Origin of the sequence: Methylotenera sp. (assembly GCF_036401095.1) — a bacterium.
Taxonomy (GTDB): Bacteria; Pseudomonadota; Gammaproteobacteria; order Burkholderiales; family Methylophilaceae; genus Methylotenera.
Genome location: NZ_DASWWA010000025.1, coordinates 1 through 15,797 on the forward strand (window position 1 = coordinate 1; position 15,797 = coordinate 15,797).

Sequence of the window (15,797 nt, forward strand, 5' to 3'; positions counted from 1 at the left end):
GTAAGCTTTTGCTTCGCCGCCGTATTTCTTTGTCAATACAGTGGTGATCGCTGCTGTCAATGTTGTCTTACCATGGTCAACGTGGCCAATCGTACCTACGTTAACGTGCGGCTTGGTCCGCTCAAATTTACCTTTTGCCATGATTATTTCCTTTTATCTAAACTTTAAAATTAATTAGTGATGGACTATTTTTTGTTAATAATGGCATCAGCCACGTTTCTTGGTGCTTCTGTGTAGTGCTTGAATTCCATGCTGTAGCTAGCGCGACCCTGTGACAATGAACGCACAACAGTTGAGTAACCAAACATCTCTGCCAATGGCACTTCTGCACGAATCACTTTACCAGACGGGCTGTCTTCCATACCTTGGATCATACCGCGGCGTGAAGACAAGTCACCCATTACGTCACCCATGTAGTCTTCTGGTGTTTCCACTTCAACTGCCATCATAGGCTCAAGCAAGATTGGGTCTGCTTTACGCATACCGTCTTTAAAGCCGATAGACGCAGCCATCTTAAACGCGTTTTCGTTCGAGTCAACATCGTGGTATGAACCATCAAACAATGTAACTTTTACGTCAACCACTGGGAAGCCAGCCAAAATACCTGAAGGAATTGTTTCACGTAAACCTTTTTCAACCGCAGGGATGAATTCACGTGGCACAGTACCACCTTTAATTTGGTCAACGAACTCAAAGCCTTTACCAGCTTCATTCGGTTCCATTTTCAACCAAACGTGACCATACTGACCTTTACCGCCAGACTGCTTAACAAATTTACCTTCAACTTCAACAGATTTCTTAATCGCTTCACGGTAAGCAACTTGTGGTGCACCAACGTTAGCTTCAACGTTAAACTCACGACGCATACGGTCAACCAAAATCTCCAAGTGCAACTCACCCATACCAGAAATAATGGTTTGGTTAGTTTCTTCATCTGTTTTAACACGGAATGAAGGATCTTCTTGTGCCAAACGGTTTAAAGCAATACCCATTTTTTCTTGGTCAGCTTTAGTTTTTGGCTCTACCGCAACGTGAATCACTGGCTCAGGGAATATCATGCGCTCTAAGATGATTTCAGTACCTAGCGCACACAATGTATCACCAGTTGTTGCCTCTTTCAGACCAACCGCAGCTGCAATGTCACCTGCACGAACTTCTTCAATAGGCACACGGTTATTAGCATGCATTTGCACGATACGGCCAATACGCTCTTTTTTACCTTTGAGTGGGTTGTACACTGTATCACCAGCATTAACCACACCTGAATACACGCGGAAGAAAATCAATTGACCAACAAACGGGTCAGTCATGATTTTAAATGCTAATGCTGAGAATTTCTCATCATCTGAAGCCTTCAAACGGATTTCATTACCATCTTCGTCTTCTGCTTTTGTATCTGGAATATCAGTAGGCGCAGGCATCAATTCGATAACCTTATCCAACATTGCTTGCACGCCTTTGTTTTTGAATGCTGAACCGCACATCATAGGTACGATTTCAGAAGCAATAGTGCGTGTACGCAAACCTAACAAAATGTCAGCTTCAGACAAATCACCTTCTTCAAGGTATTTGTTCATCAACTCTTCAGAGGCTTCAGCTGCAGCTTCAACCATGTTTTCGCGCCATTTGTCGCAATCAGCTTGCAAATCAGCAGGGATATCACGGTAATCAAACTTCATACCTTGAGATGCTTCATCCCAGAAGATAGCTTTCATTTTGATTAAGTCAACCACGCCTTCGAATTTCTCTTCAGCACCGATTGGCACTTGCAAAGGCACTGGGTTAGCTTTCAAACGTGCACGCATTTGATCGTACACTTTGAAGAAGTTAGCACCAGCACGGTCCATTTTGTTAACGAACGCTAAGCGCGGCACTTTGTACTTGTTAGCTTGACGCCATACAGTCTCTGACTGTGGCTGCACACCACCTACCGCACAGTAAACCATACATGCACCATCAAGCACACGCATTGAACGCTCTACTTCAATCGTAAAGTCAACGTGGCCTGGGGTATCAATAATGTTGATGCGATGTTGATCAAATTGACCAGCCATACCTTTCCAGAAGCAGGTAGTAGCAGCAGAAGTAATGGTAATACCACGCTCTTGCTCTTGCTCCATCCAGTCCATGGTTGCAGCGCCATCATGCACTTCACCAATCTTATGATTAACGCCTGTATAAAATAAAATACGCTCTGTCGTAGTTGTTTTACCTGCATCAATATGAGCAGAAATACCAATATTACGATAGCGATTAATAGGGGTTTGACGAGCCACGTTTATTACCTTTACTTAATTTTCTTAAAGAGCGATTCTATTAGTTAAACAACTAATTAGAAGCGGAAATGTGAGAACGCTTTGTTAGCTTCAGCCATACGGTGAACTTCTTCACGTTTCTTCATAGCTGAACCACGGCCCTCTGAAGCTTCAACCAACTCAGCTGCTAAGCGCAAGCCCATTGATTTCTCACCACGCTTACGCGCTGCATCACGCAACCAACGCATTGCTAAAGCACTACGACGGCTAGGACGAACCTCAACTGGCACTTGGTAGTTTGCACCACCAACGCGACGGCTCTTAACCTCAACCAACGGACGTAGGTTGTTTAGCGCCAAAGTGAACACTTCTAAAGCGTCTTTGCTAGTCTTGCTAGTCACTTGATCAAATGCACCGTATAAAATACGCTCAGCAACAGACTTCTTACCGCCTGTCATTAACACGTTTACAAATTTTGAAACTTCTTGGCTACCGAATTTTGGATCCGGCAGGATATTACGTTTGGGAACTTCTCTACGTCTTGGCATAATCTTCTCTATTCTCTTTTATGTTTTGCTAGCAACTGCTCAAGCAAGGCTTTTGGTTAGCCGCTACATTAATAAAACCGTTACCGGTTGATTGCTATTATTTAGCTTTAGCTTCTTTAGGACGCTTAGCACCGTATTTAGAACGTGATTGTTTACGATCTTTAACGCCTGCAGTATCCAAGCTACCGCGCACCATATGGTAACGCACACCTGGCAAGTCTTTTACACGACCACCACGTAGTAAAACTACGCTATGCTCTTGCAAGTTATGGCCTTCACCGCCAATGTAGCTAATTACTTCGTAGCCATTGGTTAGGCGTACTTTAGCAACTTTACGTAAAGCAGAGTTTGGCTTTTTAGGTGTTGTAGTATAAACGCGAGTGCAAACACCACGTTTTTGTGGACAAGCTTCAAGTGCTGGCACTTTGCTCTTTGTGACCACTTTAACGCGTGGTTTACGTACTAACTGATTGATGGTTGGCATTGCCTGTAACCTCTAATGTTGTTCTCTAAAATTATTTATTTCAAAATCTAAAAAATAGACAAGGATGGTGTTAATACAATAACACCATCCTGAAAAACTCAGCATTCTATTTAGCCTGACTTTTATTGTCAAGACTTAATTATCTGATTTTATTCTGCATCTATCTCACTACTTACTTCTGTTGTTACATTTACTACCACTTCTTCTGCTGCAATTACTTCTACTGCTGGTGCTTCATTTTGTGGAACGCCGCCGGCAACCGCTGCACGCTTACGCGCTTCGTGATATGCAAGACCAGTACCTGCTGGAATCAAGCGACCAACAATTACGTTTTCTTTCAGACCACGTAAGTCATCACGCTTGCCTAAGATTGCAGCTTCTGTCAGTACGCGCGTTGTTTCTTGGAACGACGCAGCTGAAATGAATGAGTCTGTAGACAATGAAGCTTTAGTAATACCAAGCAACACATACTCAAACAGTGCAGGACGTTTGTCTTGCGCAATCACTACTTCATTTTCAGCTAACAGATCTGCACGCTCTACTTGCTCACCTAAGATGAAGCTTGTATCACCAGCATCTGTCACACGTACACGACGCAACATTTGACGCACAATCACTTCAATATGTTTATCGTTAATCTTAACGCCTTGTAAACGGTAAACGTCTTGCACTTCGTCAATGATGTAACGCGCTAAAGATTCGCGACCTTGTAAACGTAAGATGTCTTGTGGATCAGCTGGACCATCAACAATGGTTTCACCTTTAGTTACCACTTGACCGTCATGCGCAGTTACGTGCTTGTCTTTTGGAATCAAGTATTCATTTGAAATACCGTCCAAATCAGTAATCACTAAACGTTGTTTACCTTTGGTATCTTTACCGAATGAAACAGTACCAGTTACCTCAGCCAACATACCTGCGTCTTTTGGTGAACGTGCTTCAAACAACTCAGCAACGCGCGGTAGACCCCCGGTAATATCACGTGTTTTAGATGACTCTTGCGGTACGCGAGCTAACACTTCACCCACACCCACTTCTTGACCATCTTTCACGGTAATAATACAACCGATTTGGAATGTTACGTTTACAGACTGATCACTACCAGCTAGCTTCACTTCCACACCGTTTGCATCTAACAATTTCACTTGTGGACGCAAGCCTTTAGTTTGACCGGCACGTTGCTTAGGATCAATAACTACCAATGATGACAAACCAGTTACATCATCAATTTGTTTAGCTACTGTGATACCTTCTTCAACGTTTTCGAATTTAACGAAACCAGCGTACTCAGTAATGATTGGACGCGTATGCGGATCCCAAGTTGCAATTGCCTGACCTGCTTTTACAGTTTTACCATCAGTAATTTGTAAAGTAGCACCGTATGGCACTTTATGACGCTCACGCTCACGACCATTTTCATCAGCAATAATCACTTCACCGTTACGTGAAATTACCACTTGCTCATTACGTGCATTAGTTACGTAACGCATAGTAGAAGTAAAGCCCAACACACCGTTAGATTTACTTTCAACTTGGCTTACAGATGCTGCACGTGATACCGCACCACCGATGTGGAATGTACGCATGGTCAACTGTGTACCTGGCTCACCAATAGATTGCGCAGCGATTACACCCACTGACTCACCCATGCTAATCAGTTTGCCACGACCTAAGTCACGGCCGTAACACTTAGCACAAATACCGTAGCGTGTATCGCAAGTCAGCGCTGTACGCACTTTCACTTCATCTATACCTAAAGCATCGATACGCTCTACTTCATCTTCAGTCAGCAAAGTACCGGCTGGGTAGATTACTTCTTGTGTTTCTGGGTTGATTACATCCAACGCAGTAGTACGACCCAAGATACGGTCATGCAACGGCTCAATTACTTCACCGCCTTTAACCAAAGCTTTAGTCACTAAACCATCAGTAGTGCCGCAATCATGCTCAGTCACTACCAAGTCTTGTGTAACGTCAACCAAACGACGTGTCAGGTAACCTGAGTTCGCTGTTTTCAACGCCGTATCAGCTAGACCCTTACGAGCACCGTGGGTTGAAATAAAGTACTGCAACACGTTTAGACCGTCGCGGAAGTTAGCTTTAATCGGTGTTTCAATAATAGAACCATCCGGTTTAGCCATCAAACCACGCATACCAGCTAACTGACGCACCTGCGCTGCAGAACCACGCGCACCTGAGTCGGCCATCATGTAAATCGCATTGAAAGACTCTTGACGCACTACTTTACCGTTAGCGTCTTTTAATTGGTTGCCATCAGCATCCAATACGTCTTCTTCTTTCAGTTGCTTCATCATTGCGTCAGCAACTTTATCACCGGCACGACCCCAGATATCCACTACCTTGTTGTAGCGCTCACCTTGTGTCACCAAACCAGAAACGTATTGGTCTTCGATCTCTTTCACTTCAGCATCAGCAGCAGCAATTAATTGCTCTTTTTCTAATGGCACTAACATGTCGTTAATACTGATAGAAATACCTGCTTTAGTCGCGTATGAGTAACCAGTGTTTTTCAATTGGTCAGCGAAGATTACTGTTTCACGGATACCAACTTTACGGAACGAAGCATTGATCAGTTTTGAAAGCTCTTTCTTTTTCAAAGCTTTATCAATGTGACTGAATGGCAAGCCTGCTGGCAAGATGTCTGACAGCAATGCACGACCTACAGTAGTTTCGTAACGTGTGGTTTTCTCAGTTTTAACGCCGTCCACATCCAAATCGTATTCTTTAATACGTACGGTTACTTTAGCGTGTAGATCAATTAAACCTTGGTCAAACACACGTTGTACTTCTTTCACGTCTGAGAAGCGCATGCCAGTGCCGCGTGCGTTAACTTTCTCACGTGTCATGTAGTACAGACCCAACACGATATCTTGTGAAGGCACAATGATTGGCTCACCGTTTGCAGGTGACAATACGTTGTTTGATGCCAACATCAAGGTACGTGCTTCCATTTGTGCTTCTAAGCTCAATGGAACGTGAACCGCCATTTGGTCACCGTCAAAGTCGGCGTTGAAAGCCGCACAAACTAACGGGTGCAATTGAATCGCTTTACCTTCGATCAAGATAGGCTCAAACGCTTGAATACCTAAACGGTGCAATGTAGGCGCACGGTTCAATAGTACTGGATGCTCGCGGATCACGTCCTCGAGGATATCCCATACTTCTGGTCCTTCTTCTTCTACTTTTTTCTTCGCAGCTTTAATGGTTGTCGCTAAACCTAACACTTCCAGTTTATGGAAAATGAATGGTTTGAATAACTCTAAAGCCATTTTTTTCGGTAAACCGCATTGGTGCAATTTCAATTGCGGACCAACCACGATTACAGAACGGCCTGAGTAGTCCACACGTTTACCCAGTAAGTTTTGACGGAAACGACCGCCCTTACCTTTAATCATGTCAGCCAATGATTTCAATGGGCGTTTGTTAGCGCCAGTCATCACTTTACCGCGACGACCGTTGTCTAATAATGAGTCCACTGCTTCTTGCAACATACGTTTTTCGTTACGTACGATGATTTCTGGTGCTTTCAACTCTAACAAACGTTTCAAACGGTTGTTACGGTTAATTACACGACGATATAGATCGTTCAGGTCAGAAGTTGCGAAACGTCCGCCGTCCAATGGTACCAATGGGCGTAATTCTGGTGGCAATACTGGCAAGATTTCAAGAATCATCCACTCTGGTTTAATGCCAGATTTTTGGAATGCTTCTAACACTTTTAAGCGCTTAGCGATTTTCTTGATTTTAGCTTCTGAGCCAGTTGCACCTAAGTCTTGACGTAGGGTTGTGATTTCACGCTCAATGTCCATTGTGCGCAATAATTCACGAACCGCTTCAGCACCCATCACCGCATTGAATTCATCACCGTACTCTTCTACTTTTGCCAAGTAGTCATCTTCAGTCAACAACTGACCGCGTGTAAGCGGAGTCATGCCTGGGTCAACCACGATAAATGCTTCAAAGTACAATACGCGTTCGATATCACGCAAAGCGATATCCAATACCATACCTAAACGGCTTGGTAATGATTTCAAGAACCAAATGTGCGCTACTGGTGATGCTAGGTCGATATGACCCATACGCTCACGACGCACTTTTGATAATGTTACTTCTACGCCACATTTTTCGCAGATTACGCCGCGATGTTTTAAACGTTTGTATTTACCGCATAAGCACTCGTAATCTTTGATCGGGCCAAAGATTTTTGCGCAGAACAAGCCATCACGCTCAGGCTTGAACGTACGGTAGTTAATGGTTTCTGGCTTTTTCACTTCGCCATATGACCATGAACGGATTTTTTCAGGTGAAGCTAACGCAATCTTAATTGCATCAAACTCTTCTTCTTGCGTTACCTGTTTAAATAAGTCTAATAGAGCTTTCATGTGAATTCTCTCCTGAATTAGTTGCGGTCTAGGTCGATGTCGATAGCGAGTGAACGGATTTCTTTCACTAACACGTTGAATGACTCAGGCATGCCTGCATCAATTTTGTGTTCGCCTTTAACGATGTTTTCATACACTTTGGTACGGCCAGTAACGTCATCAGACTTCACTGTCAGCATCTCTTGCAAGGTATATGAAGCACCATAAGCTTCTAACGCCCAAACCTCCATCTCACCAAAACGCTGGCCACCGAATTGTGCTTTACCGCCCAATGGTTGTTGTGTGACCAATGAATAAGGACCTGTAGAACGAGCATGCATCTTGTCATCAACCAAGTGATGTAGTTTCAACACGTGCATATAACCTACAGTTACAGGACGCTCAAATTTGTCGCCAGTACGGCCGTCAAACAAGGTCACCTGTGTTTTGCCTGCATGGAACTGCAATTGTTTAGTACGTGCATCATCATCCGGGAACGCCAAATCAAGCATCGCCTTAATATCTGACTCTGCTGCACCATCAAATACTGGCGTTGCGAATGGCACGCCGCGTTTGAGGTTTTGCGCTAAATCTAAAATCTCAGCATCGGTGAAGGATTTAATATCTTCATGCTTACCTGTGCTGTCGTTATAGATTTTTTCCAAGAACTTACGGATCTCAGCTACTTTAGTTTCTTCACGAAGCATTTCTTCGATACGTAAACCTAAACCTTTAGCAGCCCAACCTAAGTGCACTTCTAAAATCTGACCAATGTTCATACGTGAAGGAACGCCTAGTGGGTTCAACACGATATCCAATGGTGTACCGTCAGCCATGTGTGGCATATCTTCTACTGGGCAGATTTTTGAGATCACACCCTTGTTACCGTGACGACCCGCCATCTTATCGCCTGGTTGGATACGACGTTTAACAGCCAAGTAAACCTTAACCATTTTTTGTACGCCTGGTGGTAATTCGTCACCTTGCGTCAATTTACGTTTTTTCTCTTCAAAGCGATTATCAAACTCAATACGCGCTTGTGACAAGCTGTCTTTCAACTGCTCTAACTGACGCGCTGCTTCTTCGTCTGACAAGCGAATGTCAAACCAATCGTAACGACCTACAGACTCTAAGTACTCAGCAGATAACGCTTCGCCTTTTTTCAGTTTGTTAGGACCGCCAGTAGCCACTTTACCTTCAATCAAGCGACGGATACGACCGAATGCATCGTCTTCCACGATACGCATTTGGTCAGCCAAGTCTTGCTTGTAGTGCGCCAATTGGTCATCAATAATTTGTTGTGCACGTGCATCACGGTCAATGCCTTCGCGAGTGAACACTTGCACGTCAATCACGGTGCCGCTCATGCCTGAAGGCACACGCAATGAAGTATCTTTAACGTCAGATGCTTTTTCACCGAAAATCGCACGTAGCAATTTCTCTTCTGGTGTTAATTGTGTCTCACCTTTAGGTGTTACTTTACCAACCAATACGTCACCGGCTTCAACTTCAGCACCAATGTGAATAATACCCACTTCATCCAGACGCGCTAGCATGCGCTCACTCAAGTTTGAAATATCTTGTGTGATTTCTTCTGCACCAAGTTTTGTATCACGTGCAACCACTGATAATTCTTCAATATGAATAGAAGTGTAACGGTCATCAGCAACTACGCGCTCTGAAATCAAGATCGAGTCTTCGTAGTTATAACCGTTCCAAGGCATAAAGCCTACCAACATATTTTGACCCAGTGCCAATTCACCCATATCTGTTGATGCACCGTCTGCAATCACGTCGCCGCGTGCAAGTTGGTCACCTACTTTAACCAATGGACGTTGGTTAATATTGGTATTTTGATTAGAACGCGTATATTTAGTTAAGTTGTAAATATCTACACCAACCTCACCAGCTTTCGCTTCTTCATCGTTTACACGAATCACAATACGTGCAGAATCAACGTAATCCACTAAACCACCACGGCGAGCAGTTACTACAGTACCAGAGTCAACTGCTACTGTACGCTCAATACCGGTACCTACTACAGCTTTCTCAGCACGTAGACATGGCACTGCTTGACGTTGCATGTTGGCACCCATCAATGCACGGTTCGCGTCATCGTGTTCCAAGAATGGAATCAAAGATGCAGCCACAGAAACAATTTGACCTGGCGCCACGTCCATGTACTGAACGCGATCAGGTTGTGTCATCGTAAATTCGTTGTGATGACGTGATGAAATCAAATCATCCACAAACAAACTCTTAGCGTCTAAGTGCGTGTTCGCCTGCGCGATCATGTACTGACTCTCTTCAATCGCTGACAAGTAGTCAATCGTATCTGATACTTTATTAGCCTCAACACGACGGTATGGTGTTTCTAAGAAACCATATTCATTAGTACGTGCATACAATGCTAATGAGTTGATCAAACCAATGTTTGGACCCTCTGGTGTTTCAATCGGGCAAACGCGACCATAGTGAGTTGAGTGAACGTCACGTACCTCAAAGCCAGCACGCTCACGTGTCAAACCACCTGGGCCTAAAGCTGAAATACGGCGTTTATGCGTAATTTCAGACAATGGGTTAGTTTGGTCCATAAATTGTGACAATTGTGAAGAACCGAAGAACTCACGGATTGCACTTGAAACCGGTTTCGCATTGATTAAATCATGCGGCATCAGGTTGTCAGATTCAGCTTGTGATAAACGCTCTTTAACTGCACGTTCTACACGCACCAAACCGGTACGGAATTGGTTCTCAGCCAACTCACCTACTGAACGGATACGACGGTTACCTAAGTGGTCAATGTCATCGATCTCGCCACGGCCATTGCGCAACTCAAGCAATACACCAATCACAGCCAAGATGTCGTCGTTAGACAAGGTATTAGCGCCTTCATCACCTTGCACGCCAACAGCTTCGTAGAATCTGCGAATCCAGTTAGATTGACGCTCTTCCGCTTTTTCTGGGAAAGCGCGACGGTTAAACTTCATACGGCCTACGCGTGACAAATCGTAGCGATCTTCATTGAAGAACAAGCCTTGGAACAACGCTTCAACTGATTCTTCAGTTGGCGGCTCACCAGGACGCATCATGCGGTAGATAGCAACGCGTGCGCTGTATTGGTCAGGGATTTCATCAATACGCAATGTTTGTGAAATGTAATCACCGTGATCCAAATCGTTTGAATACAATGTGCTTACAGTGCGGATGTTGGCATCAACCAATTTGTCCAATAAAGACTCAGTGATTTCGTCGTTTGCGTTTGCAACAACTTCACCAGTTTCTTGGTCAACAATAGTATTAGCCAAAGCACGACCTAGAATGAAATCTTGCGGCACAGCGATTTCGCTCACGCCTGCTTTTTCCATGTCACGGATATGCTTCACGGTAATACGTTTATCTTTAGCAACAATCACGGAACCGTCTTTAGCAACGATATCAAATTTCGCTACTTCACCACGTAAACGCTCAGGTACTACTGTAAATTCAACACCAGATTTACCGATATGGAATGTATCAAAATCGTAGAAAGTTGAAATGATTTGCTCTGGCGTGTAACCCAGTGCTTTCAACAGGATCGTTACCGGCATTTTGCGGCGACGGTCAATACGGAAATACAAGTAATCTTTTGGATCAAACTCAAAATCCAACCATGAACCACGGTAAGGAATAATACGAGCTGAGAATAATAACTTACCTGAACTATGAGTTTTACCACGGTCATGCTCAAAGAACACGCCTGGACTACGGTGCAATTGAGACACGATAACACGTTCGGTACCGTTGATCACAAATGAACCATTTTCTGTCATCAAAGGCAACTCGCCCATGTACACTTCTTGTTCTTTAACTTCTTTAACTGTTGGTTTAGAAGCCTCTTTGTCCATAATGGTCAAACGCACACGCACACGCAAAGGCGCAGCATAAGTTAAACCACGTTGTTGACATTCTTTAACGTCAAATGGCTCAGCGCCTAGTTGATAGCTCACGTAATCTAAACGTGCGTTACCTGAATGGCTAACGATAGGGAAAACAGAACTGAATGTTGATTGCAGACCTGTTTCAGTACGTTGATCAGCAGGAACATTAGACTGCAAGAATGCAGCATATGACTCTAATTGCATTGCCAGCAAATAGGGAATTTCTTGAACGCTTTCTCGCTTGGCAAAACTTTTACGAAGGCGTTTCTTTTCGGTGAAGGAATAGCTCATTGCATCTCCTAGATATTTTGAGGGCAGAAATTAAAATACTTTTTTGCACTACATCCATTACGTAAGTATTTTCACCTCTAACCTCAGTTAATGATTAACTGAAGACTTACTACAGTACCAGCGTCTATATAATTACCTTAAGTTAAGACAATTACATTTTGTTACATTGCAGGCCATTACAAATGGCGAAGGCTGACGGTTTCCCGTCAGCCTAACTTATACACTTAAAGATGTATTATTTGATTTCGCCAGTTGCGCCAGCTTCGATCAATTTTTTCAATGCTGCGTCAGCGTCAGCTTTTGAAACGCCTTCTTTAATTACTTTTGGTGCGCCGTCAACTAAGTCTTTAGCTTCTTTCAAGCCTAAACCTGTTAATTCACGAACAGCTTTAATCACGCCAACTTTTTGCTCGCCTGCGCCTAAAAGCACAACGTTGAACTCAGTTTGCTCAGCTGCTGCAGCTGGAGCTGCACCACCTGCTGAAGCTGCAACTGCAACTGCTGCAGCTGACACGCCAAATTTTTCTTCGATTTCTTTAATAAAAGCTGTCAAGTCTAAAACTGACATTGAACCAACTGCTTCTAAAATATCTGCATTTGAAATTGCCATTTGAATATTTCCTAAAATAAAATAATGTTGCTTTAAATAAGCGATCTGATGAATTAAGCTGCTTCTTTAGCGTCGCGAACTGCCGCAATCGCACGTGCAAACTTAGTAGGCACTTCGTTAAGAGTACGAGCAAATTTAGCAAGCAACTCTTCACGACTTAATGTAGATGCTAGCGCTTGAACACCAGCAACATCCATCAATTGATTTGGCACCGCACCTGCTTTAATAACGAATTTATCGTTAGTTTTAGCAAAATTGTTCAGTACTTTAGCTGCCGCTACTGGGTCAGCAGAAATGCCGAACACCAATGGGCCAACCATTTGGTCTGCTAATGCTGCAAATGGTGTACCTTCAACCGCGCGACGTACCAATGTATTTTTCAATACACGTAGATACACGCCTGATTTTCTGGCATCTGCACGCAATACCGTCATATTGGCTACGCCCATACCACGATATTCAGCAAGAACAATCGCTTGTGCTTGTGCAACTTGTGCACTTACTTCAGCAACAACCGCTTTTTTCTCTGTAAGATTTAGACTCAAGGTCTTTCTCCTTCCGTTAAAATCTCCGCTTTATTTCTAAAGCAGAATCAGCTCTTATAATTAATATTATAAAAACCACTTTTACGGCGACCTTTTATCAGGATTAACCTGTTATAGGGATACGCCATCTGCGTAGGCCAGGTTTTGATATTAAAAATTAAAGCCAAAAGCTTTAATCCAACACAAAACCACATTAAATCGAAACGACACCTACGGTCTTTGATAACCTCAATTCAATTGCATCACCATTAAGTTAGCAAAGGAAATGAGCCCAAAGCACTATATAGGTGAGGCAACAAAGCCTCACCCATTATTCTAATTAAGCAACCAAGCTTGCTTGATCAACACGCACACCTGCACCCATAGTACTAGATACAGATAGTTTTTTCAGGTAAACACCTTTGCTTGCAGCTGGTTTAGCTTTGTTCAAAGCATCAACTAATGCAGCCAAGTTACCTTGCAATTGTTCAACTGTGAAAGAAGCACGGCCGATTGTGCAGTGAATGATACCGCCTTTGTCGGTACGGTATTGTACTTGACCAGCTTTAGCATTTTTAACTGCAGTAGCTGCATCAGGAGTCACAGTACCTACTTTCGGGTTAGGCATCAAACCACGCGGGCCTAACACTTGACCTAAAGCACCAACGATACGCATTGCATCCGGTGTAGCAATTACAACGTCAAAGTCCATTACACCAGCTTTAACTTGCTCAGCCAAATCCTCAAAACCAACGATGTCAGCACCAGCAGCTTTAGCCGCTTCAGCTTGTGCACCTTGTGCAAACACAGCAACACGTGTAGTTTTACCTGTACCGTTAGGTAACACGATAGCACCACGTACCAATTGGTCAGATTTACGTGCATCAATACCTAAGTTAACTACCGCATCGATAGACTCATTGAATTTTGCAGTTGCATTCTCTTTAACTAAAGTTAAACCCTCAGTTACTGGATACAATTTATTACGATCTACTTTTGCACGTAGTGCGTTAATTCTTTTAGCCATGTTATACACCCTCCACTTCAATACCCATACTGCGAGCGCTACCTGCGATAGTGCGAACTGCAGCATCCATATCAGCAGCAGACAAATCAGCTTGTTTAGTTTTCACAATATCTTCAGCTTGTGCACGAGTGATTTTGCCAACTTTATCAGTATGTGGACGAGGTGAACCTTTAGTAATACCAGCTGCTTTTTTGATCAAAATAGTTGCTGGAGGAGATTTCATCACGAATGTGAAGCTCTTATCAGCAAACGCAGTGATTACTACTGGGATTGGCAATCCTGGCTCAACACCTTGTGTTGCAGCGTTAAACGCTTTACAGAATTCCATAATATTCAAACCACGTTGACCCAATGCTGGACCTACTGGTGGACTTGGATTAGCTTTACCTGCAGGAATCTGCAGCTTGATATAGCCAATAACTTTCTTTGCCATGCTATTACTCCTAATATGGGTACTAACGCTTCAATCGAGACCAAAGCTCCCCGTTAATAAAAACAACTACTTACTACTAAACTTCTTTTTCTACCTGACTAAACTCCAACTCAACCGGTGTAGAACGACCGAAAATAACCACAGAAACGCGCAACTTGCTTTTCTCGTAGTTGATTTCTTCCACATTGCCAGAAAAGTCTTTAAATGGACCATCGGTAATACGAACTGACTCACCTTTTTCAAAGGTAAGTTTTTGTGTAGGGTTACTTTTACTATCATCAATGCGCTGCAAGATGATGTCGACTTCTTTATCTTTAATTGGTGTTGGCTTTTGCGCACTTCCACCAATAAATGCTGTTACACGTGGTGTACTTTTCACCAGATGCCAAGTGTCATCTGTCATATTCATCTGAACCAACACATAACCTGGGTAAAGCTTACGCTCAGAAATTGTTTTCTGACCCGCTTTCATTTCGATCACTTCTTCGATTGGCACTAAAATTTGGCCAAACTGATCTTGTAATCCAGAACGCACTACGCGCTCTTCTAATCCTTTTTGCACGGATTTTTCAAAACCTGAAAAAGCCTGCACCGCGTACCATTTCATACTCATTACGCGCCCCGTCCTAGTAACCACTTAACCATAAAAGCAAATCCGATATCGACTACCGCCAGAAATGCAGCCATCACAACTACTAATACAAATACTACCAATGTAGTTTGTATTGTTTCTTTACGTGTAGGCCAAACCACTTTACGTGACTCAGCAACTGCTTCACCAATAAAACCAAATGACTGCTGACCAAGCGGAGTGGTCCAAAGCACAGCAACAGAAGCCGCCAAACCTGCAAGCACAACCAAAATACGCACTACAGTAGGCTTGTCTGCTAAAAGGTAAAAACCGGCAATGCCTGCCACCAGCAACAGCGCAGCTGATAGCAACTTAATTTTATTGAGCATAATTGTCTTAATCTAAGAACTTACTTAATGGTGACTAAAATAACTTCAGGTCTTACTAACGCGAATAACTAGAAATATGAATATTTCTAGTTATTCGGCAGATTAATAAATCCATACTATATATTTGGCAGGCCAAGAGGGTCTCGAACCCCCAACCCTCGGTTTTGGAGACCGATACTCTACCAATTGAGCTATTGGCCTGTACTTAAACCTTTTAATAAGAGTTACGCAGGGTTGTTTGCGCAACTCTTACAAATTATCTTACTCGATAATCTTAGCTACAACACCAGCACCAACAGTACGGCCACCTTCACGGATAGCGAAGCGTAAGCCTTCTTCCATCGCGATTGGTGCAATCAATGT

The 15,797-nt window shown here is 43.3% G+C and carries 12 protein-coding genes, 1 tRNA gene and 1 pseudogene; all 14 read right to left on the reverse strand.

The window, feature by feature from the left end:
* Positions 1 to 141: GTP-binding protein (locus tag VGD82_RS12170; protein ID WP_305630293.1), on the reverse strand; the 141-nt coding region annotated here is incomplete at its 3' end.
* 44 nt (positions 142 to 185) lie between these two features.
* Positions 186 to 2,276: an elongation factor G gene (gene fusA / locus VGD82_RS12175; protein WP_331020648.1), complete on the reverse strand. Its 2,091-nt coding sequence runs from the start codon at positions 2,274 to 2,276 to the stop codon at positions 186 to 188.
* A 56-nt stretch (positions 2,277 to 2,332) separates the two neighbouring features.
* Complete coding sequence (gene rpsG / locus VGD82_RS12180; protein ID WP_135276531.1) at positions 2,333 to 2,803, reverse strand: 30S ribosomal protein S7; 471 nt, start codon at positions 2,801 to 2,803, stop codon at positions 2,333 to 2,335.
* Positions 2,804 to 2,900: 97 nt separating this feature from the next.
* Positions 2,901 to 3,287, reverse strand: a complete 387-nt coding sequence (rpsL, locus tag VGD82_RS12185) for a 30S ribosomal protein S12 (RefSeq protein ID WP_015831292.1) — start codon at positions 3,285 to 3,287, stop codon at positions 2,901 to 2,903.
* 149 nt (positions 3,288 to 3,436) lie between these two features.
* On the reverse strand, positions 3,437 to 7,690 hold the full coding sequence (gene rpoC, locus VGD82_RS12190; RefSeq protein WP_331020649.1) for a DNA-directed RNA polymerase subunit beta': 4,254 nt from the start codon (positions 7,688 to 7,690) through the stop codon (positions 3,437 to 3,439).
* 17 nt (positions 7,691 to 7,707) lie between these two features.
* The gene (gene rpoB, locus VGD82_RS12195; RefSeq protein ID WP_331020650.1) at positions 7,708 to 11,880 is read right to left on the reverse strand and encodes a DNA-directed RNA polymerase subunit beta; all 4,173 of its coding nucleotides are present in this window, start codon (positions 11,878 to 11,880) and stop codon (positions 7,708 to 7,710) included.
* A gap of 235 nt (positions 11,881 to 12,115) precedes the next feature.
* Positions 12,116 to 12,490, reverse strand: coding sequence for a 50S ribosomal protein L7/L12 (gene rplL, locus VGD82_RS12200; protein ID WP_135276528.1), 375 nt, complete (start codon positions 12,488 to 12,490; stop codon positions 12,116 to 12,118).
* A 53-nt stretch (positions 12,491 to 12,543) separates the two neighbouring features.
* Positions 12,544 to 13,035 carry a 50S ribosomal protein L10 gene (gene rplJ / locus VGD82_RS12205; RefSeq protein WP_135276527.1) on the reverse strand — a complete coding sequence of 164 codons (492 nt, stop codon included), beginning with the start codon at positions 13,033 to 13,035 and terminating at the stop codon, positions 12,544 to 12,546.
* 319 nt (positions 13,036 to 13,354) lie between these two features.
* Positions 13,355 to 14,041, reverse strand: a complete 687-nt coding sequence (gene rplA, locus VGD82_RS12210; RefSeq protein ID WP_135276526.1) for a 50S ribosomal protein L1 — start codon at positions 14,039 to 14,041, stop codon at positions 13,355 to 13,357.
* A 1-nt stretch (position 14,042) separates the two neighbouring features.
* Complete coding sequence (gene rplK, locus VGD82_RS12215) at positions 14,043 to 14,474, reverse strand: 50S ribosomal protein L11 (RefSeq protein ID WP_015831286.1); 432 nt, start codon at positions 14,472 to 14,474, stop codon at positions 14,043 to 14,045.
* A gap of 76 nt (positions 14,475 to 14,550) precedes the next feature.
* A complete protein-coding gene (gene nusG, locus VGD82_RS12220; RefSeq protein ID WP_015831285.1) occupies positions 14,551 to 15,087 on the reverse strand; it encodes a transcription termination/antitermination protein NusG in 537 nt (178 codons plus the stop codon).
* A complete protein-coding gene (gene secE, locus VGD82_RS12225; protein ID WP_135276525.1) occupies positions 15,087 to 15,434 on the reverse strand; it encodes a preprotein translocase subunit SecE in 348 nt (115 codons plus the stop codon). Before secE ends, nusG begins: the two co-directional genes overlap by 1 nt.
* A gap of 125 nt (positions 15,435 to 15,559) precedes the next feature.
* Positions 15,560 to 15,635: transfer RNA gene (locus tag VGD82_RS12230), tRNA-Trp, on the reverse strand.
* A gap of 60 nt (positions 15,636 to 15,695) precedes the next feature.
* Positions 15,696 to 15,797: pseudogene (locus VGD82_RS12235) on the reverse strand (elongation factor Tu); the annotation flags it as partial.